The organism is Nocardia sp. CA-120079 (assembly GCF_050955745.1).
Taxonomy (GTDB): Bacteria; Actinomycetota; Actinomycetes; order Mycobacteriales; family Mycobacteriaceae; genus Nocardia.
In genome coordinates this window covers 8421748-8444122 of record NZ_CP192088.1, presented here as the reverse complement: position 1 = coordinate 8444122, position 22375 = coordinate 8421748, and the positions used below count along the sequence as shown (strand labels likewise).

16 protein-coding genes are annotated in these 22375 nt (G+C 66.5%); 4 read left to right on the top strand and 12 right to left on the bottom strand.

The window, feature by feature from the left end:
• Window positions 1-11: 11 nt before the first annotated feature.
• From ACQPYR_RS38390 to ACQPYR_RS38360, 7 genes are all read right to left on the bottom strand, one after another.
• Window positions 12-230: a hypothetical protein gene (locus ACQPYR_RS38390; RefSeq protein WP_433624325.1), complete on the bottom strand. Its 219-nt coding sequence runs from the start codon at window positions 228-230 to the stop codon at window positions 12-14.
• A gap of 92 nt (window positions 231-322) precedes the next feature.
• Window positions 323-970 (bottom strand): TetR/AcrR family transcriptional regulator, encoded by a 648-nt coding sequence (locus tag ACQPYR_RS38385; RefSeq protein ID WP_433624324.1) that lies wholly within the window; start codon window positions 968-970, stop codon window positions 323-325.
• Window positions 967-2331 (bottom strand): hydroxysqualene dehydroxylase, encoded by a 1365-nt coding sequence (locus tag ACQPYR_RS38380; RefSeq protein WP_433635357.1) that lies wholly within the window; start codon window positions 2329-2331, stop codon window positions 967-969. Before ACQPYR_RS38380 ends, ACQPYR_RS38385 begins: the two co-directional genes overlap by 4 nt.
• Window positions 2332-2397: 66 nt before the next feature.
• Window positions 2398-3231 carry an MBL fold metallo-hydrolase gene (locus ACQPYR_RS38375; RefSeq protein ID WP_433624322.1) on the bottom strand — a complete coding sequence of 278 codons (834 nt, stop codon included), beginning with the start codon at window positions 3229-3231 and terminating at the stop codon, window positions 2398-2400.
• Window positions 3231-3797 carry a TetR/AcrR family transcriptional regulator gene (locus tag ACQPYR_RS38370; RefSeq protein WP_433624320.1) on the bottom strand — a complete coding sequence of 189 codons (567 nt, stop codon included), beginning with the start codon at window positions 3795-3797 and terminating at the stop codon, window positions 3231-3233. Before ACQPYR_RS38370 ends, ACQPYR_RS38375 begins: the two co-directional genes overlap by 1 nt.
• A gap of 255 nt (window positions 3798-4052) precedes the next feature.
• Window positions 4053-4868, bottom strand: coding sequence for a DNA-formamidopyrimidine glycosylase family protein (locus ACQPYR_RS38365; RefSeq protein ID WP_433624318.1), 816 nt, complete (start codon window positions 4866-4868; stop codon window positions 4053-4055).
• A gap of 538 nt (window positions 4869-5406) precedes the next feature.
• The gene (locus ACQPYR_RS38360) at window positions 5407-10179 is read right to left on the bottom strand and encodes an ATP-dependent helicase (protein WP_433624316.1); all 4773 of its coding nucleotides are present in this window, start codon (window positions 10177-10179) and stop codon (window positions 5407-5409) included.
• Window positions 10180-10316: 137 nt separating this feature from the next.
• On the opposite strand from ACQPYR_RS38360, the gene ACQPYR_RS38355 reads away from it, so the two are divergent.
• Complete coding sequence (locus ACQPYR_RS38355; protein ID WP_433624314.1) at window positions 10317-10862, top strand: histidine phosphatase family protein; 546 nt, start codon at window positions 10317-10319, stop codon at window positions 10860-10862.
• On the opposite strand, the gene ACQPYR_RS38350 is transcribed toward ACQPYR_RS38355, so the two are convergent.
• Window positions 10852-11481, bottom strand: a complete 630-nt coding sequence (locus ACQPYR_RS38350; protein ID WP_433624312.1) for a TetR/AcrR family transcriptional regulator — start codon at window positions 11479-11481, stop codon at window positions 10852-10854. The two genes, ACQPYR_RS38355 and ACQPYR_RS38350, sit on opposite strands and share 11 nt — an antisense overlap.
• 69 nt (window positions 11482-11550) lie before the next feature.
• On the opposite strand from ACQPYR_RS38350, the gene ACQPYR_RS38345 reads away from it, so the two are divergent.
• Window positions 11551-12498, top strand: a complete 948-nt coding sequence (locus ACQPYR_RS38345) for a patatin-like phospholipase family protein (RefSeq protein WP_433624310.1) — start codon at window positions 11551-11553, stop codon at window positions 12496-12498.
• Entirely contained in the window at window positions 12495-13334 is an 840-nt protein-coding gene (locus ACQPYR_RS38340; RefSeq protein ID WP_433624308.1) for an SDR family oxidoreductase, read from the top strand. Before ACQPYR_RS38345 ends, ACQPYR_RS38340 begins: the two co-directional genes overlap by 4 nt.
• Before the next feature lie 250 nt (window positions 13335-13584).
• Here ACQPYR_RS38340 and ACQPYR_RS38335 read toward each other — a convergent pair whose 3' ends face one another.
• The 4 genes from ACQPYR_RS38335 to amaB all read right to left on the bottom strand — a co-directional run bounded on the left by ACQPYR_RS38335 (window position 13585) and on the right by amaB (window position 21765).
• Window positions 13585-17052, bottom strand: coding sequence for an indolepyruvate ferredoxin oxidoreductase family protein (locus ACQPYR_RS38335; RefSeq protein ID WP_433624306.1), 3468 nt, complete (start codon window positions 17050-17052; stop codon window positions 13585-13587).
• Between the two features lie 294 nt (window positions 17053-17346).
• Window positions 17347-18618 (bottom strand): cytochrome P450, encoded by a 1272-nt coding sequence (locus tag ACQPYR_RS38330; protein WP_433624304.1) that lies wholly within the window; start codon window positions 18616-18618, stop codon window positions 17347-17349.
• A gap of 232 nt (window positions 18619-18850) precedes the next feature.
• Entirely contained in the window at window positions 18851-20023 is a 1173-nt protein-coding gene (locus ACQPYR_RS38325; RefSeq protein ID WP_433624303.1) for an aminoglycoside phosphotransferase family protein, read from the bottom strand.
• Between the two features lie 212 nt (window positions 20024-20235).
• Window positions 20236-21765 (bottom strand): L-piperidine-6-carboxylate dehydrogenase, encoded by a 1530-nt coding sequence (amaB, locus tag ACQPYR_RS38320; RefSeq protein WP_433624301.1) that lies wholly within the window; start codon window positions 21763-21765, stop codon window positions 20236-20238.
• A 109-nt stretch (window positions 21766-21874) separates the two neighbouring features.
• On the opposite strand from amaB, the gene ACQPYR_RS38315 reads away from it, so the two are divergent.
• Entirely contained in the window at window positions 21875-22327 is a 453-nt protein-coding gene (locus ACQPYR_RS38315) for an Lrp/AsnC family transcriptional regulator (protein ID WP_040686931.1), read from the top strand.
• The last annotated feature ends 48 nt before the right edge of the window (window positions 22328-22375 follow it).

Genomic DNA, 22375 nt, shown 5'->3' with positions numbered 1-22375 from the left:
TGTCCGAGTGCTCAGTAGGTGTACAGATCCCAGCCGTCGGCGACCTCGCGGCACTCCCACTGGGTGCCACCGGTTTTCGGGGAGTTGCCGTCGGCGGCGCAGGCGTCGTAGGTCGCGTAGTTGCCGATGAACGGGGTGAGCATCGGGGTGGGCGCGGCCGACGCGGCACCGGCTGCGGCGACGGCACCGAGGGCGAACATTCCGGCGGCGATCGCGGTGCGGATCTTCATGGTTTTCCTCTCTTTCGCGCGGGTTGTTCCCGCGTTGCGACAAGAAAACCAATGTGTCCGTGAGAATTTCGTGATGACGCTGAAACCGCTGTTCAGCACTCCTTTTTCGGGGTTTCGACATAGGTGGCCCACGCCAGGATCGACCGAATGTAGCGCAGCACCAGCTCATCCGGGTACCGCTGTGCGTCAGCCAGATGCAGCCGAGCCAATTCCTCCAATGCCGCGAGCATGATTCGCTCGGTCGCGCCATCCGGATCGACGGTGACCCCGGCGTGACGCGACAGATGCCCCGCGCCGATCGTCCGCGCGTAGGCCCGGCCGAGTTCGAGCCGGTCGCGCAGATCCGGCGGTCCGCCGTCGGGTGGGCTGAGGATGATCCGCCAACTGGTCGGCGCGGCATGCAGATAGGCGAGAATGCCGCGGCCGATCCGATCCGCATCGTCATCGGTGTCGGACCAGTCGAGAGTGCCGATACCGGCCAGTGCGATGGCCGATTCGCGATCCACCAGCGCGGTCATCAATCCGGACAGATCGGTGAACTGCTGATACACCAGTGCCCGTGCGACCTCGCCCTCGCGTGCGACCCGCTCGATACTCACCGCGCCGAAGCCGTCGACGGCGACGATATCGCGCGCAACATCGAGTAGCTGTGCGCGCCGGTCGGCCGCGGACATGCGGCGCTTGGGCGTAGGGCATGGCTTCGCAGTGGGGTGCTCAGACGTCGAGCGCTCCGTGGTCACGGCAAAGACGGTAGCGCAAGTAGCAGGTCCACCGCCTTGGCAGCGCTCTGCACCGCGCTCTCCATGGTGGCCGACCAGTCGGTCGCGGTCCAATCGCCCGCCAGCACCAGCGTCGGCACCGAGGTGCGCTGAGCCGGGCGCAGGCCGTGTGTGCCGAGCACCTGGGAGAAAGTCGCCTTCGGCATCCGAACCACATGTCCCTGAACGAGTTTCGCGTGCTCGGCGGCCGGGTAGTAGCGGCGTAGTAGGCGCAGCTGTTCGTCGATGATCTGCTCGTTGGTCTTGTGGATCTGCTCGTACGCGCCGCTGGTGGTCAGGCAGTACAGCCAGGCCTGATCGGTGCTGCGCCCGGTCATCCGCTGCCGGTCGAAGACCTCGTCGATGACGCCGGTGCCGCCGATCAGCGCCTCGAATTCGGCCTCGGTGCCGAGCGGTCGGTCCAAGTACAGGTTGGTGCTGACGATCGGTGTAACGCCCAATTTATCTGCGGCGGCATAGATTTCGGAATGTTCTGGCAGATCGTCGAGCAGCCCGCCGATATTCGAATTCGGTACCGCACAGACGACGGCATCGGCCGGGACGATCGAGCCGTCGGCGAGCGTCACCCCGGTCACCGCGCCATTGTCGATATTGATACGGCGGGCCACCGCGCGATGGCGGACCTCGACGCCAAATTTCTCGAAAACGCCGTGGGCCCCGGTGATATAGAGCGTATCGAGGTCGGTGGTCGGGTAGCCGATGGTGACCGCCCGACGATGTTTCATCCCGAGTCGGATGCCGGTGGCAAGCAAATCGGCGAGGATCTTGGCCGATTCCTGCCGCACCGGTTCGGCCGCCAGACCGAGAGCGAGCCAGTCCCACAACGCTTCTCGCGCCGGAGCGGGCATGCCGACCCGGTTGAACCACTGTTCGGTGGTGAGGTCGGCAAGGCAGTCGGGCTGGTGCAGGCTCTGCCAGCCGAGGCGCGCCGTGGCGCGGGCCGCGCGCAGCCGATCGAGCAGGCTCGCGTCAGGATGTGCGCCGAACAGGGTGCGCCAGGCGCCCCAGCCCTTCGTCACTATGGGGGTGCTGCGTCCGCCGGGCCAGCGCAGTGTGCCGCCCTTCGGAAAGGCGACGTACTGGCGGGTGCCGACGCTGTTCAGATAGCGGAACAGGTGGTCGTAACCGCTGGCGATGACATGCTGGCCGTTATCGGGAAGGTCATCGGCCGCTTCGACTTTCATCGCATGCGTCCGGCCGCCGAGTCGGCCGCGACGTTCCAGCAGGGTCACCTGCTTACCCGCCTCGGCCAACCAGACCGCGGACGCGAGCCCGGCCAGTCCGCCCCCGATGACCACATACCGCCGCGGATCGTTCACGATGCACTCCCTGTATTAACTTGCATTCTGCAAGTTAATTGGAATTGCTCGGGCCGTCAAGGGTTTTGGCTACCCGCCGATCTGCTCCATGGCATGGAATTCGATCGAACTGTGCGCGGAGAACACCGTGACCTCGTCGCCGTGGTCGCGCACCAGTTCGCGCAACCGCTGCTGATTCTCGATGCGGGCGGCGGGAAGTGTCTGCATATTCTTCTCGAATATGGCTGTTCCGAGTGGTTGTCGCGGACGAACCGGGTCGAGGACGCCGGGATGGAAGTAGGCGTCGCCCGCGGAAAGCAGCCAGCCGTTCCCGGTGTCGACGGCGACGCCCGCATGGCCACGGGTATGCCCGGCGAGCGGGATGATCAGGATTTCCGGTGGCAGGCCGGTCAATTCGCGCACCGCGTCGAAACCGAACCAGCTGTCACCGGTATCCGCGTACGACTCCCAGCGCGGACCATGGCGGAACTGGGGTTCCTTGTAGCGCAAGCGTTCTTCGCGCGTATGTCCGCCTTGCAAGGCGCGCAGTTCCTCCGTGTATACGTGCACCCGCGCCTCCGGGAAGTCGGCGAGGCCGCCCGCATGGTCGAGATCGAGATGGGTGAGCACGATATCGCGGACGTCAGTGCGCCGGTAGCCCAGCGCCTCGATCTGGCGCACCGCGGTCTGTGCGAGATCGAGTACCGGATTGGTCAGCCGGATGAAGCGGCGGCCGAGCCATTCCTCGGGTCGGTGCACCGCCTGCTCGCCGACTCCGGTCTCCACCAGGACGAGTCCGGAGTCGAGTTCGAGGAGCAGGCAGTGGCAGACCATTTCGGCGCGGCGGAAGATGCTGCCGGTGCCGTCGAGGAGTCGGCCGCCGAGGGGGCGCATGGTGCCGCAATTGAGGTGGTGCACGCGCATCAGGAGAGCTCCCGTTCGAAGGTGGTACGCAGGTGGGCGGCGACCGCGCGTAGCGGCGCGACATCGCGCTTGGTTTTGGCGAGCATGAGGGCGCCCTCGATCGTTGCGAGGGCGACAGTCGAAAGGTCGGTGGCGCGCTCCTGGTCGATTCCCTTGTCCCGCAGGTACTTTTCGATCGACTCGCGCCAGGATTCGAAACCGGTGACGCAGGCCTGCCTGATCGTCTCGCTCTCGCGCCCCGCGTCGAGTGCGATGGTCGCGATGGGGCAGCCGCGTTCGAAATCGGAATCGACGAGCAGTGCGGTGAGGACGTCGAAGACGGTGGCGATATCGCCGCCGTCGGTGAGGATGGCGTCGAGCTGATCGCGCAGTTGCCTGCTCGATTGGGTGAGGGCCTCGGCGGCGAGTTGCTCTTTGCCGCCGGGGAAGTGGAAGTAGAGCGAGCCCTTGGGTGCGCCGCCCGCGCTGACGAGTTGATTCAGGCCGGTGGCGTGATAGCCCTGGGTGTGGAAGATGTCGGCCGCGGCGTCGATGAAGCGTTGGCGGGAGTCGGTGCGAGGTGCCACGCCTTCACGGTACGTCAACTATGACGACCGGTCTAGTTAGTTCGAAAAACCGGCAAGGTTCGAAGTTGGGTGGCGGTGGATGCAAGGAGCGTGGACAGGGGCCGCGGCTTGGCGCTGGCCGGTATCTGGGTGGGCGCGGGCGGCGTCGTGCTTGCCATCCTCTACGTGATTCTCAACGTTCGGGGTGCACGAATCGCGGATGCGGGAGGGCGAGCAAGAGGGTGGTGGCCACGAGGGCGGCGAGTCGTCGACCGACTATCGCGGTCCGGCGGGTTCTGGCTGGCAGCGGGGACAGAAGTAGATGCCGCGTTCGCGCTGGGTGATGCGGTCGGACTGGGGGTTTCGGCCCGTTCGGCCGGGTTGGGGTTCGGTCTCGCCGAGTAGATGGACGACCATGCGGGTGCCGCAGCGCTGGCACGGACGCCGGGCGCGGCCGTAGGCAAGTGGCCGCCACGGTGGTTCGGTGGCGGCCTTGGTGAGTACACGATGCGCCTCGTGTACCAGGGCGAGCAGGTCGGGGACGTCGCCGACCGGTGTGGCCGGGTGCACGCGGCGCAGGAAGCAGATTTCGCTGCGGAAGATATTGCCGATACCGGCCAGGTTGCGCTGGTCGAGTAGGGCGAGGCCGATCGGTTGGGCCGGATGCCGTGCGAGTCGTCGCACCGCCTCGGTCACATCCCAGTTCGCGCCGAGCAGGTCCGGCCCGAGATGGTCGGTGGCGGTGTGCTCGTCCGCGCGTCGCAGCACCTCGACGGTGCCGAGTGAAAAGCCCACCGCCTCGGTGTCATCGGTGCCGAGCACCAGCCGGGCGGTCACCGGCGGCCGCGTCCACCGTTCACCGGCGCAGTAGGTCCGCCATTCGCCCTCCATCTTCAAATGCGTATGGACGCTGACCTCTTCGGTTCGGACGAACAGATGCTTGCCATAGCTGGCGACCCCCTCGACCCGCTGCCCGACCAGATCGACCGTCGCATAGCGCGGCACCCGAAAATCGCTGCGAATCAGCGTCTTTCCCGCCAGCGCGAGGCGCAGTCTGGCCGCGGTCAGGAATACAGTGTCGCCTTCAGGCATGGCTCGACCATAGGTTGATCCGGGCCGGGCTCACTCTCCGCAGTGTGAATCCGCGCTTCCCCATGCAATTCCCGCTTTTCAGGGCGCGAGTGGTTGCCGTGTGGTTCTCGTCTTTTAGTGTGTGAACGCCCGTCGAGGCGACTGCCCGAGTGGTGTCGCCGTGCGCTGGTTCGTCGTCGGGGTGCGGCTTGCCCCGCAATCGCGGGCCGCATGGGGTTACCGAGAATCCGGGCTCGCTTTGCGGCGTGCGAGTGGCCTTTGCCGCGGCTGCCGGAGTGGTGTCGCCGTGGGCAGCTCGGGTCACGGCTTGCTCCGCAATCGCAGGCGGTGTGGGGTGGTCGAGAATCTGGCCTCGCTTTGCGGCGTGCGAGTGGCCTTTGTCGCGGCTGCCGGAGTGGTGTTGCCGTGGGCGGCTCGGGTCACGGCTTGCTCCGCAATCGCAGGCGGTGTGGGGTGGTCGAGAATCTGGCCTCGCTTTGCGGCGTGCGAGTGGCCTTTGTCGCGGCTGCCGGGATGGTGTTGCCGTGGGCGGCTCGGGTCACGGCTTGCTCCGTAGTCGGAGGCCGCGTGGGGTCGCGGAGAATCCGGCCTCGGTGAGGAAGCCGGCGAAGGTGTTGCCGTGCACGGTTTCTCCGTCGACCCGGTCGATCACGAGTGAGTCGACGCGGCGGTCGCGCACCAGGTCGGCCAGGGCGGTGGCCGCGGCCTGGCGGATGTTCGGGTCCTCGGTGAAGGTGAGCAGGGTTTTGCCGCCGCGCTCCAGATACAGCGCGAGATCGCCGTCGACGAGCACGACGATGGCGCCGGCCTTGCGCCCGGGACGGTGCCCCGGGCCCTCGGACGGTCCCTTCGGCCATGGCAGTGCCGCGCCGTAGGGGTTTGCGGGATCGCTTGCCGCCAAGGCGAATGCGATGCTGCGGCGTTGTCCACCGGTGCCGGGGCGGATGCGCTCGGTGTCGAAGGAGCGCAGTCGGTCCACCACATCGGTGGTGGAGAACTGTGCGCCGCCCAGCGAATCGATGAAATAGCCGCGGCGGCAACGGCCGCGATCCTCGAATTCGGTGAGCACGCGGTACATGAGCGCGAATCCACCCGGTACGCCCTCGTTCTGCACCGAACCGCGGGTCAGCACGCCGTACCGTTCCAGCAGGGTGTCGGCCGTTGCGTGGGCGCGCAGGGTGTTGTCCACTACCCGCTCCGGCAGCAGCGACCAGCGGCCCGCGACGGCGGGCGGTCCGGATCTGGTGGGCATATTCGGTCGTGGGAGGTAGGCACGTCCGCGCGGTGCGCGCCGTGGTGTGCGATGGGCGGTGGTGGTCCGTGCGGTACCCGAGAGCAGGGCGCGAACGGGGGCGAAGGTGTCACCGGAGACCACGCCTGCCCAGACGAGCTCCCACAATGCATCCGCCACTTTGGTGTCGTCGAGGACTCCGGTGGCGTCGGAGAGTTGCCGGAAGAAGTACGCGCCGCCGCCGTGCAGGACCGGGGGAAGTCGCAATGGCGAACCGTCTCGGCCCGCTGAACCGTTGGTGGTCACCGAGGTGCCCAGCGTCGCCGAATTGCCTCGCACCGCTGAAATATCCTGTGCTGCATCATCATCCAGTGATACGACCTGGCCTGATCCCGTGCCGGGCGTATCGGCATCGATGGGCGTCCACGAGGCGATCGATGCGCCCAACGCGCTGAGCAGGCGCAGATGCACCTCGGACAGTTCGATCTCGTCGGCGGGTGTCAGAGTGAACGGGGCCTGATCGGCCAGGTGCAGGGCAATCCAGCCGTCCTTTGCGGTGATGGCGCCGTGCCCGGACCAGATGACCTCACCGGTGGCCATCAACTCGTCCAACATGGCGGGTGAGTAGTCGCGCACCCGCGCGGGCAAAACCAGCGACTCCCATGCGGAAGCGGGAATCGGCACTCCCGCAAGCTGTTCCACCACCGCCGCGACCCCGTCGACCCCGCGCAGTTCACCGGTGCCGATGTGCTGCCAGGACGGCAGGAACCGGCCGAAGGCGGCGGTGGCGACCGGCTCGACCTCATGCCGGGCGGCCGCGAGCGACCGGCGGCGCAATCGGCGCAGCACCTGGCTGTCGCACCACTCCGAGCCGCTGGCCGCAGGTGTGAATTCGCCCTCCACCACGCGCTTTTCCGCGACCAGCCGATGCAGTGCCGTCGCCGCGACCGCGGTGCCGAGTCCGAAACGGGCGGCCACGGCCTCGGTAGTGAACGGTCCGTGTGTGCGGGCATAGCGCCCGACCAGGTCTCCGAGCGGATCAGCGACCGGTTCGATGAACGCGGCGGGAGTGCCGATCGGGAGCGGCACGCCGAGCGCGTCGCGCAGGCGCGCGGCATCTTCCACCGCGACCCACCAGGTTCGTCCGGCGAACGTGACCTCGAGTGCGCGCTTGGATTTCACCAGACCCAAGAACCATTCCGCCGGATCACCGGTGGGCTCTGCATCGTCGACTCGAACGCCGACGCACCGCTGCGCGGCTTCCTCGGCAGTAAGCGGTCCGAGCAACCGCAACAGATCGGCCAGCCCCTCCGCATCCCGCGCCAACCGTTCGGGTGTGAGCCGTTGCAATTCCCGCTCGGTCTGCTCGATAACGGTGGCGTCCAACAACTCCCGCAGCTCCACCCGCCCGAGCAGTTCGGCGAGCAGACTGGAATCGAGCGACAGTGCGGCGGCCCGACGTTCGGCAAGCGGACTGTCCCCGTCGTACATGAACTGCCCGATGTAATCGAACAGCAGGGAGTTGGCGAATGGTGACGGCGTAGCGGTCTCGACCTCGACGAGTCGCACCTGGCGACGCGCCACCCGTCCGAGCAGATCGCGCAGCGACGGCAGATCGTAAACGTCACGCAGACATTCGCGCACCGTCTCCAACAGGATCGGAAAGTCCGGAAACTTCCGCGCCACATCGAGCAATTGCGCCGACCGCTGCCGCTGCTGCCACAGCGGCGCACGCTTACCCGGATCGCGTCGAGGCAGCAGCAGTGCCCGCGCCGCGCACTCCCGGAATCGCGATGCGAACAGCGCTGATCCGCCGACCTGCTCGGTGACGATGTCGTCGATCTCATCGGGCTCGAACACGAAAAGCTCGGCACCGGGCGGATCGTCGGTGGTATCGGGCAGTCGCACGACAATGCCGTCGTCGGAGGCATTCGGCGCGACGTCCACGCCGAACCGCTCCCGCAGCCGCGCGCCGATCGCCAATGCCCACGGTGCGTGCACCGGCAGGCCGTATGGCGAATGCAACACCAGCCGCCAATCGCCGAGCTCGTCGCGGAAGCGCTCGACGATCAGGGTCTTGTCGGTGGGCAATTGTCCGGTGGCAGTTCGTTGTTCATCGAGTAGCGTCACCAGATTCGTGGTGGCATTGTCGTCGAGGCCCGCGCCACGCAGGAGTGCGTCGACTGCTGGATCCGTTGAGGAGCTTTTCTTTCCATCGGTGTCGGGATCCACCCCCTTCGGTGCGTGCACACCGGCCTTGCGAATGAATTCCCCGAGCGCCGCGCCTAGTTCGGCGGGACGACCGAGTCCGTCACCATGCCAGAACGGCAACCGCCCCGGCTGCCCGAACGCGGGTGTGACCAGCACCCGGTCGAAGGTGATCTCCTCGATGCGCCAGCTGGTCGCGCCGAGGGCGAATACATCGCCGACGCGTGATTCGTACACCATCTCCTCATCGAGTTCGCCCACCCGCGAGGCCTTTTCGCCGACCATGTAGACCGCGAAAAGGCCACGATCCGGAATGGCGCCACCCGAGGTGACGGCCAGTCGCTGTGCACCGGGCCGACCGGTGAGCGTGCCCGCGTCGCGGTCCCAGACCAGCCGGGGACGCAGTTCGGCGAACTCGTCGGACGGATAGCGACCGGCGAGCAGATCGAGCACCGATTCATACGCCGACCTGGGCAGCGACGCGTAATTGCCGGTGCCGCGCACGGTTTCGAACCAGGCGTCGACATCGATGGGCTCGAGTGCGCAGGCCGCGACGGTCTGCTGGGCGAGGATGTCCAAGGGATGCGCGGGAACTTGCAGTGCCTCGATCTGCCCCGCTGTCATCCGCTGCGAGGCGACCGCGCAGTGGATGACATCGGTGCGATGCTTCGGGAACAGCACCCCGCGCGAGATCTCACCGACCTGGTGCCCGGCCCGCCCGACCCGCTGCAACCCACTCGCCACCGACGGCGGCGCCTCCACCTGCACCACCAAATCGACCGCGCCCATATCGATTCCGAGTTCGAGACTGCTGGTGGCGACAACGCAGCGCAGCCGTCCGCTCTTGAGATCGTCCTCGATCAGCGCCCGCTGCTCCTTGCTCACCGAACCGTGGTGTGCCCGGGCCAGCAGCGGATCCGCGCCGTGGATCACTTCGGTGGACGCACCGAGTTGGGCGGGCGGTTTGTGTTCGGTCTCGACGGCCTCGCCCAGCCGCGCGGCATAGGCCTCATTGAGCCGCGCGGTCAGGCGTTCGGCCAACCTGCGCGAATTCGCGAAGACGATCGAAGACCGGTGGTCCAGCACCAGATCCACGATCGCCTCGTCCACATGCGGCCAGATCGACCCGGGCTGATCGGAATCGCCCGGTTCGGTCATGTCCGCGATCGGCACACGCACGGACAGATCGAAGGTTTTCGGCGCGGGCGGCGAAACGATGGTGATCGGTGCATTTCCAACCAGGAACCGCCCGACCTCCTCGGGCGGTCGCACCGTCGCCGAGAGCCCGATCCGCTGCGCCGGCCGCTCGGTCAGCAGATCCATCCGAGCCAGCGACAGCGCCAGATGCGCGCCGCGCTTACCGCCCGCGATGGCGTGCACCTCGTCCACGATCACCGTTCCGACATCGCTCAGCGTCTCCCTGGCCGCGGAGGTGAGCATCAGGAACAGTGATTCGGGCGTGGTGATCAGAATGTCGGGCGGTGTCCGCTGCATCGATCGCCGGTCCGCCGGACTGGTATCGCCGGACCGAACGCCGACGGTGATCGTCGGCGGGTCGAGGCCGAGCCGCTTCGCGGTCTGGGTGACTCCGACCAGCGGTGCGCGCAGATTCCGCTCGACGTCGACCGCCAATGCTTTCAGCGGTGACACATAGAGCACCGAGGTGCCGACCTTGCCCTCGAGCTTCGGCCGGGTCGCGAGTTGATCGATGGCCCACAGAAAGGCCGACAGCGTCTTACCCGAACCGGTCGGCGCGACGACCAAGGTGTGCTCACCTGCGGCAATGGCCTGCCATGCGCCCAGCTGCGCGGCCGTGGGCGCGGGAAATGCGCCGTCGAACCACTCCTGGGTCGCGGTGGAGAACTGGGCCATGGCATCAGTGTGCACCCGGGCACCGACAACCGGCAGCGGCGGCCGGAATACCTCGAGTCGGGCAAATGGCTCACGGCCCGAGCGAAGGGGTGGCAATCGAAGTACGGCCGCCAGCGCCGCACCGTACGCTTCCAACCGTGCAAAAGGTGCTCAGACTCGACCTGGTCAGCCATGGCATGACCGAGGCGATGCGAAAGGCACGTTTTCCAGTAGACGAATCGCTGACCGAGGCCGGTCGCCGAGCAATCGCAGCGTATGGCCGCCTGACGGCGGCGCGCGTGCTCACCGGACCCGAACGCCGGACCGTGGAAACGGCTGCGCTGATGGGACTTCCGGGCGCGGAGGACGCCCGGCTGCGCGATCTGGATGCCGGCGCGTGGCGCGGCGGCGAACTGATGTCGGTGCCGCAGGACGAGCTATATGCCTGGCTGACCGACCCGCAGTTCCGTGGTCACGGTGGCGAATCCGTGATCGATGTGGTCGAGCGGACCAGGTACTGGATGGCCGAAATCGCCTCCGAGGGCATGTCCACCATCGCGGTCACCCATCCGGCGGTGATCCGCGCGGCGCTGCTGGTGACCCTGGACGCGCCGCCGAAATCGTTCTGGCGGATCGACATTCCGCCGGGCAGCGTCACCAGGCTGCATTACCGCGGCGAATGGACGTTGCACTTCACGGCGTGAGATCCGGGCTCATCGCGCGCAGCGGTCCATCGCCCATCGTCACGAGTAGTCGCACGGCATCGGTGATCAGCCGCACCGGAATCGACGGATCGACGGCCCGCTGCATGCCGAGCCCGATACCCATGCTCAGGATTGCCGTCGCGGCATCCGCTGCGGGCATCGGCAGTGGGATTCCGATCGTGTCCGAAAGCGCCTGCACCTGCGCAGCGACGGCGCCGCGCATCATGGCGAGACTGGAGACCAGCGCGGCCTGCAGTTCCGGATCGTCGCGGGCGACCGTGGCGAATTCGAATTCGAGCATGGTCCAGCCGACATCGCCGATGGTGTGTTCGGCCCATTCGTGGAAGCGCGCCAGCTGATCGTCGAGCGTCTCGCCCGCCGCGATCAGATCGGCCACCTCGCCGAACTTCGTCGTGTGGATCAGCCCGAGCACCTCCAGACAGAGTTCCTTCTTGGTGCGGAAGTTCGAGTAGACCGCGCCCTTCGAGTAGCCCGCCTCCTCGGCGACCCGCTCCAGGCTGGTTTTCGCATAGCCCTCGGTCAAGAAGAGATCGCGTGCGGTCGCGATCAGGTCGGCCCGGGTACGGGCCTGACTTTCGGACCGGGTCAGACGTGCCATACCGCCGATACTACGTACCGTTGGATTTCGGATACCGAAGGTATTTGAATTCTGCTAGTGTTTGAAACCATGGGTAACAAAAACCGGCCGCAACGGCGCGGCCTGGCCATCGGCTGCGGCGGCACGCTCGGGTTCGCCTGGATCGTCGCCGCGCTGGCCGCCACCCGCGAGGTGCTCGACTGGGATCCGCGCGACGCTGACGTGCTGCTCGGCACCTCGGCGGGCGCCGAGACGGTCACCCTCCTCGGCAGCGGTATCGGTGTCGAGGAACTCGTCGCCATGCAGTGGGGCACCTCGACGAATCCGATTCTGTCTGCGCATATGCGTTCCGAACCCGGACGGTTCCCGCCGCTGCCCCGGCCGCGGGCGGGTGAGTTGGCATTGAGTCTGCGTGCGCCCGCAACCGGACAGCGGTTGCTCACCGCGGGCAGCGGCCTACTGCCGATCGGCGGTGGTGATGCGGGCTGGCTGCAACATCTGGCCGATCGCCTGAATCCCGGCCGCTCCTGGGTGTCGCATCCCGCGACCTGGCTGGTCGCCATGGACTATGCGACAGGAGAACGGGTTCCGTTCGGCGCGCCCGACGCGCCGTCGGCGAAATTGGGTGCGGCGCTGCGTGCATCGTGGGCGGTGCCCGGCTGGTTCCCGCCCGTTTCCATTGCCGGACGCCGCTTCATCGATGGCGGTGCGGGCTCGACCGCATCGGTGGATCTGCTTGCCGCACAACAACTCGACGAGGTGCTGGTGCTCGCGCCGATGGCCTCCGTCGAAGACGTCCCCGCGACCGGTCCCGGTCATTTCCTGGAGCGGCAGCTGCGCACTCGCATGAGCGCCCAGCTCGCCGCCGAGGTCGCGGTGTTGCGTGCGGCAGGTACCCGCGTCCTCGTGATCGGTGCCACCGCAGCCGATCTCGCGGTGATGGGCCCGAATTTCATGGACGGTCGCCGCCGTCTCGCAACCTTCGAACACAGTCTGCGCAGCACCCGCCGAGCGCTGGAACAAGGAGTCTTCGCGTGAATATTCTCGGTCACGGTTATCCGGATATCGACCTGAAGGGCGCGCGGGTGCTGATCACCGGCGCGGCCCGCGGCATCGGACAGTCGACCGCGGAACTGTTCGCGGCCAAGGGCGCTGAAATCGTTATCGCCGATGTCGATACTGCCGCAGCCGAATCCGCCGCTGCCGCTATCGGTGCGCGCGCCTTTGAGCTCGACGTCCGTGCCCGCGACCAGTGGGACAAGGTCGTCGCCGACTTCGGCGCCGTGGATGTTCTCGTCAACAATGCGGGTGTCATGCCCGCGGGCGCGTTCCTCGACGAGCCCGACGCGGTCGGCCGCGCCACCATCGATATCAACGTCTGGGGCCTCATCCACGGCATGCGCGCCGTGGTGCCCGGCATGATCGAGCGCCGCCGCGGCCACGTCGTCAATGTCGCCTCGCTCGCGGGCAAGATCCCGGTCGCGGGCCTCGCCGTCTACAACGCGAGCAAATTCGCCGCCGTAGGCCTTTCCGCCGCAACACGTTTGGAGTTCGCCGCGCAGGGTGTCAGCGTCAGCTGCGTCATGCCCTCGGCCGTCCGCACCCGCCTCTCCTCCGGCCTGGCGCTCGGCAAGGGCATGCCCACCGTTGAACCCGAAGACGTCGCCGCCGCCATCCTGCGAACCTGCGAAACCCGCAAGGCCGAGGTAGCCGTCCCGAACTACCTGGGCCCCGTCGACATAGCCCTGGCCGCCGCCCCCGAACGCGCGGTCCGCCTGGTACGCAGGCTCTTCGACGGCGACCGCGCCCTGCACCCCGCCGACTCCGAAACCCGCGCGAAGTACGAACGGCAGGTCCGATCGATTACCGAATAGCCGAAACTCATCCACAGCCTCGTGGTCGACTTCCTCGACAAGACACCTTGCGCGTACTCGGCTGGATCATCATCGGCTGGGTCCGACAAGACCTGGAGCACCCGACCGATAACTGCGGCGCATGCACTCCGCAACTGAAATCGTCCGCCACGCCTCGGCACCTGGCTTCGCACTCCCCGTATATGAGCCGACCGGGCAACCCGTCTCGCAACCAGGCACTCCATATGCGGGGTGCCCGGTCTCGCTGTGGTCAGAGCTGCGGGGGCTCGATGCCGAGGTCCTGCAGGCTGTTTCGGTAGAGCTCGACATTGGCCAGTTTGATGTCCTCGTAGCCGCGGACCAGGTCGGGGAGTGCGGCGGCTCGGATGGCGCGGTCGTAGTCGGCTGGGGCGAGGTTGCTGGCCAGGGTGGTCACCATTTCCGTGTAGTGGGCGAGCAAGGCGCGTTCGACGCGGCGGACGTGGGCGTAGCCGAAGGGGTCGAACTTGGTGCCGCGCAGGCGCTTTCCCCTGGCGAGAACACGCAGCGCGAAGTGGCTGCGTGGGCCAAGGCCGATCTTGTTCGTGCGGCCCATGGCGCGCAGGATCGGCGGGTGCAGGCGGTAGGTGAGGTTGGCGCCGTCGGGGAGTTGCTCGCTGACCTGGTCGAGGAAAGCCGGGTCGGTCAAGCGGCGGGCAACTTCGTATTCGTCCTTGTAGGCGGTGAACTTGTAGAGGCCGCGGGCCACCTGCTCGCTGAACTCGGTGCGATCGGTGACGCGTTGCTCTGCCTCCCAAGTGCGTTGCACGGTGCGGACATAGTCGCGCGCGACGGGTACGCCCTGGAAGCCGATCAGCTCGACGGCACGCAGTTCGAGCAGCCGCCTGGTCGCACCTGTCGCGGTCACGCCGTCGAAAAGGTCTGCCGGAATGGCGATCTCGGCGCGCTTGTGCGTCTTTCGCGCGGTGACAGCGGCGAACTCGTCCGGCCGCGCAATCGCCACTCGACCCCATCGGAACGCCGCGATATTGGCATGCACCGCAACGCCGTTGATCTCGATGGCCTCTTCGATCGCCGATGCGGGTATGCGCAGGCCGCCGATCTGGCAGGCGGCGCCGACGAGCAGGAAGTTGGCGGCCGCGGTGTTGCCGAACAGCACCTCGGCGGCGGCCAGCGCGTCGAACGATCGCACCGAACGCGACACCTGCTCGAGCCGGGAAAGCAGCTCGCGCTCTTCGGGATATGCGATGGACTTGTCATAAACCATTTCGCCGGTCGCGGTCTTGCTGGTCGACGCGACGGACAGGGTGGTCTGCTTCGATCCGTAGGCCACATTCTTGTTGTCGGTGGCGGCGAGCAGGTCGAACGCGACGATGCAATCGGCCGAACCCGGTGTCAGGCGGTTCGCCGGTTCCAATTCGCCACTGGCGAACCGCAGGTGCGATACGACCGGTCCGGCCTTCTGACTCAGGCCGATCTGGTCCAGACTCGCCACCTCGTATCCGGCGCGCAACGCCGCCGTCGCAAGCACCTGGTTGACCGTCACGATTCCGGTGCCGCCGATACCGGCTAGGAATACGTTCTGGGTCGTCGCCGGTGCGTCGTTCGACAGGTCGGGCAGTCTCGGCGGCTCGGGGCGTCGAGTTGCCTTGCGCTTCTCGGCTTTCGCTGGAAGCTCGACCGTCACGAAAGAGGGGCAATCGCCGTCCATGCAGCTGTAGTCGGTATTGCACGAGGTCTGATCGATGCGGGTCTTGCGGCCGAATTCGGTATCGACCGGCTGCACCGAGAGGCAGTTGCTTTTGATGCCGCAGTCGCCGCAGCCCTCGCAGACCGCCTCGTTGATGACCACCCGGGTGCGCCGGAGCGGCAGCGTGCCCCGCTTGCGCTGACGGCGCGCGTCGGCGGCGCAGTGCTGGTCGTAGATGAGCACGGTCACCCCGGGGATCTCGCGCAGGGTGCGCTGGGCTTCGTCGAGCCGATCCCGGTGCCAGAGCAGGGTTCCGGCGGCCAGGTCGCGCTTGCGGTACTTCTTCGGCTCATCGGCGCAGATGATGATCTGTCGCACGCCCTCGGTGGTGAGTTTGCGGGTCAGCTCGGGCACCGCGAGTGCGCCCTCGGCGTCCTGCGCGCCGGTCATCGCGACGACATCGTTGTAGAGCAGCTTGTAGGTGATGTTCACGCCCGCGGCGATACACGCCTGTACCGCGAGTTGTCCGGAGTGGAAATACGTTCCGTCACCGATGTTCTGGAACAGATGCGGCACCGAGGTGAACGGGGCCTGCCCGATCCACTGCGCACCCTCGCCGCCCATCTGGGTCAGCCCGGTCACCTTGCTGTCTTCGCGTCCGGACATGGTCACCATCGTGTGGCAGCCGATACCGCCACCGGCGATCGACCCTTCCGGCACGGCGGTGGACCGGTTGTGCGGGCAGCCGCTACAGAAGTAGGCGGCCCGCTTCGCAGGCAGAACCGCAAGCGACAGTGGCTGCAGCAAGGGACGTTTCATCTCCAGCCGACCCTGCAGCGCGCGGCGCAACGGTGCCACGATCCGACCCGAAGTGAGCTCGCCATCCTGCGCGAAAAGCGGTCGGTTCTCGGCATCGCGCTTACCGATTATCTGCGGCGCACCGGAAGTGCCGTACAGGATTTCGCGGACCTGTGTTTCGATGAACGCGGTCTTGTCCTCGACGACGACGATCCGCTCGAGCCCATCGGCGAACTGCCGGACCCGTTCGGGTGCAATGGGATACGGCATGCCGATGCGCAGCAGTCGGACCCCCGCGCGATGCAGTGCGTCATCGTCGACGCCGAGATCGATCAGCGCCTGGCGCACGGCGTCGAATGTGGTTCCGGTGGCGGCGATTCCGAGGTGGGCGCGCGCCGGATTCACCTCGATGACGTCGAGTTCATTGAGCGTGCTGTAGGCCTGCACCATTTTCCAGCGCGGCCCGTACAGATCGGCCTCGGCGAGCACGCTGTCCGTCGGCGCGGCCATCGGCCGCTGGAGATAGGTGAACGGCCTTCCCTCCCACTCGACCTCGGGGACGGTGATGTCGATATCGCCGACCGAGCCTTCGACTGTCCACGCGCCGTCGGCGACATCGGCAACGATTTTCAGCGCGACCAGGCATCCCGATGCCCGCGAGAGCGCGACACCGTGCAGACCCATCGTGATGATTTCGCGGGCATTGCGCGGAAACAGCACCGGAATACCCATTGCTGCCAGCGAACGCTCACTCACCGCAGGGACGGTCGAGGACTTGGCGGCCGGATCATCGCCGACCAGCAGCAGCATGCCACCACGGGCATTCGCGCCGTACATATTGGCGTGCCGCAGTGCGTCCGTCGCGCGATCGAGACCGGGGCCCTTGCCGTACCAGACTCCGACAATGCCGTCATGGGTCGCCTCGCCCGCGGGCAGATCCGTTTGGCTGCCCCACACCGAGGTCGCCGCGAGTTCCTCGTTCAATCCGGGAACGAACGAAATATCATGCTCGGCCAACACATTCGGCATCCCGTTGAGCATTTTGTCGACGCCGCCGAGCGGGCTGCCCTGATATCCGGATACGAAGGTGCCGACCCGGCGTCCGGCGCGCAGATCACGAACATGCTGCTCGACCAGCTGTCGAGCAATCGCCTGGACGCCGGTGAGGACAACGGTGCCCGCGCCGACGCGGTAGCGGTCGGCCAGGTCATAGGGGGCTGGGATCAGTTCGCGGTCCGCGAGCTCGGTCATGTCGTCCACCCGTCCGCGAGGCACCGATCGGGCGCTTCGCCTCGTTGAGCATTTCTTGCCGCCATCCTGTACTTGAAGAGCTGAACGCACAACCGATATGCGACACGTTGAGCAGACTGCTCAATCTGAAGCTCGCCCAGTGGGCATGCGCTATGCAGGATGTGAGGTGAAATGTGACCCGAGCCACGCAAGCCGGAATGGGCGGCATCCCTTGTCGGAACTGGGCACCCGTTGTACCGGGTGCCCGCGGGAGGCCAAGGGTGCCCGGTACTCGCAGGCGCGGTTATCCCATTGCTAGTGCGGAGACTGCCCCTGGTATTTCAGTGGAGCGGTAGGTGGGAAGGTGACCGGCAATTCGGTCAGCGCCCGGTGGAAGGGGCCTGGTCGCCAGTCGGGTGTCTGATTCGGCAGGTCGAGTTCGATCTCCGGCAGTGCGTCGAGAAGTTGGTCGATGGCCTCTTGCGCGATCAGGTAGGCCAGGGTGCGTGCCGGGCAGGCGTGCGGGCCGAGGCCCCAGGCCAGGTGGGAGCGGTTGCCGGTCAGGTCGCCGGTGCGGATCGCGGGGTCGTTGTTGCAGGCGGCCATGCTGATGACGACGGGCTGGTGTGCTGGCAGCCACACGTCGTCGATGAGGATCGGGTGGCGCGGATAGGTGATCAGCAGGTTCGCCAGTGGCGGGTCGTTGAACAAGACCTCGTCGAGGGCGTCGCGGGAGGATAGGTTGCCGCCGAGAAAGCTTTCGCCGAAGCGCTCGTCGGTGAGGATCAGCAGCAACGTGTTCGCAATCAGGTTCAGCTCGAATTCGATCCCGGTACCGTAGACCTGTGACACGTGGTGCGAGGCCTCTACGTCGTTCAGCTGGGCGGGGTGCTGGAGCAGCGCCGAGGTGATGTCGCGTTGAGGCTCGGCGCGTTTGAGTGCCACGAGGCTCATCAGCGCCTCCCCGAGCATTTGATTGCCCTTCTCGGCGTCGACACCCTCGAGCAGCGCGGCCGTACCGGCGGCGACCTGCCCGCCGATCTCCGACGGGCAGCCGAGCAGGTAGTTCACCACTTCGAACACCAAGGGGAACACATACTGGCGGATCAGGTCGGCGGACCCGTCCTGGGAGAAGGAGTTGATCAGCGGGATTGCGAGTCGCTCCACGACCGCGTGCAGGGCATACAGGTCGATCTCGTCGAGGCTGGCGGTGATCGCCCCTCGGTAGCGGGTGAAGTCGGTCCCGGTGCTACGACTGGCCATGGGCCGCCACTCCAGCAGGGGAAGAATGGGGCAGTCCGCGGGAATGTCCTGCTGCCAGGCCCGTGGGTCGGCGGGGAAATGTTCGGGATCGTTGAGGATCCGCACCGCGGTCCCGTAGCCGATCACCAAGGTGGCAGGTACCCCGGGCGCCAACTCGATCGGCGCCAAAGATCCGTAGCGCCTGCGCATTTCGCGGTAGGCATGATGTGGATCGGCCGCGAACTCGGGGCTGTACATGGGCACCCGCGGGTCGTCGGAATCGGTCGGCGAGCCGTGGACGACCGGACACGACTGAGCGGGAGCCTGGGATTGCTGCAAACTCAAGGGCAAAACTCCAAACGGATTCGTATGCACTACTTGACTGCTGAACTACCGCTCCCTGCCCAGACACGGCACTGAAGCGAGTTACCGGGTCTGCGCCGGAACCGGTCGATGGTATAGCGCCCGTGGATGGCAATCATCAACACACGGGAAAATGGCTCTGCAGTACGCTTTTCGGCCCGATGCGCGGCGGGGCGCGCGGCCGGCCGCGAGATCGGTTGGCGGCGAATCGATATCAGACACCGAGGGCGTGCAGCGAATCGTGATCGTCGATGGCCGTGGTGATGCGCCGCAACAGCGTCAAGCAGGTCTCCACGGGTTGCATCTCGGGTTGATAGGCCGCCCTGCCGATGGTGAATGCCCAAGCCGCGTAAGCGAACATGGATTGTTGCCGGTAAGCCGACCATGCTTCGTCGAAGGACGGCGCGTGGCCGCCGAGGGTTCCGAGTTCGTCCAGGTAGGCCGCGAGCAGTTCCCGGTCCCAGGCACGCCGGTCCTCGGGCTCACATCCCGAGTTGACGGTATAGGCGAAGTCGTGCGCCCAGCCTCCCCGCATCACGACCTGCCAGTCGACGAATCCCATTCGCCCCGCTCCGGTTCGGTATGTCTGTCCGATGTGCGGGTCACCGTGCAGCAGGGTTTGGGGCAGCTCGTTCGTAGCCTTGTCGATCGCACGCTCGACACCCGCCCACAGTCGTTCGCTCTGGCCGTGCAGAACCTCGGGCACCACCTCTCCGGCGCGGCGCAGACCGACCTCGCAGCGTTTTTTCATGTCGATGGCGGCAAGGTATGCCTGGAGTGCCTCGGTCGTGGTCTTGAGGTCCGTGATCGACGGGTGGTTCCAGAAGGTGCGGTGGAGCCGGGCGAGATTGCGCACCAAGTCTTCGATCTGGTCACGGGCGATCGGGGCGGTCGGCTCGATGAACTGCGCACCACGGGTCGAGACGATGTCTTCCATCAGGGCGATCGATCGCCAGGATGCCAGGTCGGCGGCGCCCCAGTAGCCGACCGGAGCCTCGATGTCGGCCCGGGGGCGAAAATCCCGGAAGAATCGGGTCTCGCCGTCGATCATCTTCCCGCCGCCGAGCAGGATGCGTTGTGAGAAGGCCGTCGTGGTCTTCGCGAAGAGATCTGTCGGCAAGCTCGCCTGCTCGCCCGCCTCGTTGTACTCGACGCGAATCGCGACCCGAGTGGATGTTCCGCGGCTGCCGTTCAAGGTTTCGTACGACAGCACCTCGGCACCGGGGACATCGCGACACAGGACGGCCGTCAGCCACTGCGGGGTCAGCGTCTCACCGGACACCGGGACGTCCTCGACGTCGCGGGCTTTCGGCCGAAACAACTTCTCACCGAGAATGTGAGCGCCGACTGTGACAGACCGTCCGAGCAACCAGAGCTTGTGGTTCATTCGCTTGCCTCGATTCCGGAGTACGACATGACCGCCCGAGCGGTTGGATCGCCAGCGCGCGGGTCCGCAGGACAGTAACCCACATCATCGAAATGGTTGTAGTGCAATGCGATTGCCGTGCGGCGCACGAACTCGATTCCATGGCGGCAAGGGGGCGAACCGGCGCGCGGGGCATTCGGGTCGCACTCCCGAAACCTGCTACCCGAACGGGCTCAACCGAATTGGATGCCCTGGGCAAGCGGTAGCTGATCGGAGTAGTTGACGGTGTTGGTCGCGCGCCGCATGTATGCCTTCCACGAGTCCGACCCGGATTCCCGCCCACCGCCGGTCTGCTTCTCCCCGCCGAACGCGCCGCCGATCTCCGCGCCGGAGGTGCCGATATTGACGTTGGCGATGCCGCAGTCCGAGCCGTCGGCGGCGAGGAAGCGTTCGGCCTCGCGCTGGTCGGCGGTGAAGACGGCCGAGGAAAGGCCTTGCGGAACACCGTTGTGCAGGTCGATGGCGGCGTCGAAGTCGCGGTAGGTGAGCACGTACAGGATCGGTGCGAAGGTCTCCTCCCGGACCACGGCGGTCTGGGCGGGCATGCGCACGATCGCGGGACGCACGTAGAAGGCGTCATCGCCGAAGCCGTCGACTCGCTCACCGCCGCAGACCAATTCGCCGCCATCGGCAAGCGCACGATCGATCGCCGCACGCATCCCTTCGTAGGCACGGCCATTGATCAGCGGGCCGACGAGCACACCGTCGTCGAGCGGATTGCCGACGCGCAGTTGCCGATACGCCCCGGCCACGCGATCCAGCAGCGGCCCGACGACATCGGCGTGCACGATCAGCCGACGCAAGGTCGTACAGCGCTGTCCGGCCGTACCCGCCGCCGCGAATACGATGCCGCGCGCCGCCAACTCCAGATCCGCCGTGGGTGTGACGATCGCGCCGTTGTTACCGCCCAACTCCAGCAGGCATCGCCCGAACCGAGCGGCCACCCGCGGCGCTACCGTACGGCCCATCCGCACCGAACCGGTCGCGCTTACCAGCGCCACCCGCTCGTCCTCGACCAGCCGGGACCCGACCTCCGCGCCACCTTGAATCAGTTGATGCACTTCGGGATCCACGCCCACATCGGCCGCCGCGCGGCGCAGCAGCGTATGGCAGGCCAGCGCCGTCAGCGGTGTCGTCTCCGACGGCTTCCACACCACCGTGTCGCCGCAGACCAGCGCGAGGGCGGTATTCCACGCCCACACCGCGACCGGGAAGTTGAATGCCGAGATGACCCCGACCACGCCGAGCGGATGCCAGGTCTCCATCAGCCGATGTCCGGGTCGCTCCGAGGGCATGGTCTTGCCGTAGAGCTGGCGCGACAGCCCGATCGCGAATTCGCAGATATCGATCATCTCCTGCACCTCGCCGACGGCCTCCGCGCCGATCTTCCCCGCCTCCAGGGTGACCAACTCGCCGAGTTCGGCCTTGTGCACGGTGAGCAGTTCGGCCAGTCGCCGCACCACCCCGGCCCGCACCGGCGCGGGTATGGTGCGCCAGCCGCGGAAGGCCGCCGCCGCCCGCTCGATCGCCGCGTCCGCGGCGTCGAGGGAATCGGCGGGCAGGGTCATGAGCGTGCCGCCGGTGATCGGCGTCCGCGCGGGCAGCTCGCCCGCGACCGGTGTCGGTGCGCCGAGTGTGCGCAGCAGTTGGGCCGCCCGGGTCGCCAGGTTCTCGGTCAGGTGGTCGTCGAGCGTATCTGTCATCGGTTGCTCCGCTTTAGCTTTGGGTCGGCGAACAATATCGGATGGGTACGGTGCGTTAACGAGCAGAAGTTTTTGCCACGAGTAGCCTCCGCTGGGTTAGCCTTCGCTGATGGCGGATACACCGGCAAGACCCGTACTCGATGACATCGATCGCCTGCTCATTCGTGAACTGATGGCCGATGGTCGCGCCACCCTGTCGAATTTGGCCGAAAAGGCGAGCTTATCGGTCTCGGCCGTGCAGTCGCGGGTCCGCAGACTAGAGGCGCGCGGGGTGATCCGCGGCTATACCGCGCATGTCGATCCAGAGGCGCTCGGGCAACTGTTGTCGGCATTCGTCGCCATCACTCCTCTCGACCCCTCGCAACCCGATGACGCGCCTGCCGTGCTGCAACATATCCCGGGGATCGAAGCATGCCATTCGGTGGCCGGTGACGAGAGTTACGTGTTGCTGGTGCGGGTGGCCTCTCCCCGGCACCTCGAGCAGTTGCTGCAGGAGATCAGGGCGACCGCCAACGTGCGAACTCGAAGCACCATCATCTTGCAGACATTCTACGACAGATAGCATCTGGCCGTAATTACTCCGTTATTACGTAGAATTTTCGTAAAGATT

What these genes read in the sequence shown, in the direction of transcription:
- ACQPYR_RS38345 (WP_433624310.1), top strand. Translation starts at nt 11,551, where the DNA reads ATGGGTAACAAAAACCGGCCGCAACGGCGCGGCCTGGCCATCGGCTGC.
- ACQPYR_RS38335 (WP_433624306.1), bottom strand. Translation starts at nt 17,052, where the DNA reads ATGACCGAGCTCGCGGACCGCGAACTGATCCCAGCCCCCTATGACCTG.
- amaB (WP_433624301.1), bottom strand. Translation starts at nt 21,765, where the DNA reads ATGACAGATACGCTCGACGACCACCTGACCGAGAACCTGGCGACCCGG.
- ACQPYR_RS38390 (WP_433624325.1), bottom strand. Translation starts at nt 230, where the DNA reads ATGAAGATCCGCACCGCGATCGCCGCCGGAATGTTCGCCCTCGGTGCC.
- ACQPYR_RS38315 (WP_040686931.1), top strand. Translation starts at nt 21,875, where the DNA reads ATGGCGGATACACCGGCAAGACCCGTACTCGATGACATCGATCGCCTG.
- ACQPYR_RS38375 (WP_433624322.1), bottom strand. Translation starts at nt 3,231, where the DNA reads ATGCGCGTGCACCACCTCAATTGCGGCACCATGCGCCCCCTCGGCGGC.
- ACQPYR_RS38360 (WP_433624316.1), bottom strand. Translation starts at nt 10,179, where the DNA reads ATGGCCCAGTTCTCCACCGCGACCCAGGAGTGGTTCGACGGCGCATTT.
- ACQPYR_RS38365 (WP_433624318.1), bottom strand. Translation starts at nt 4,868, where the DNA reads ATGCCTGAAGGCGACACTGTATTCCTGACCGCGGCCAGACTGCGCCTC.
- ACQPYR_RS38325 (WP_433624303.1), bottom strand. Translation starts at nt 20,023, where the DNA reads ATGAACCACAAGCTCTGGTTGCTCGGACGGTCTGTCACAGTCGGCGCT.
- ACQPYR_RS38350 (WP_433624312.1), bottom strand. Translation starts at nt 11,481, where the DNA reads ATGGCACGTCTGACCCGGTCCGAAAGTCAGGCCCGTACCCGGGCCGAC.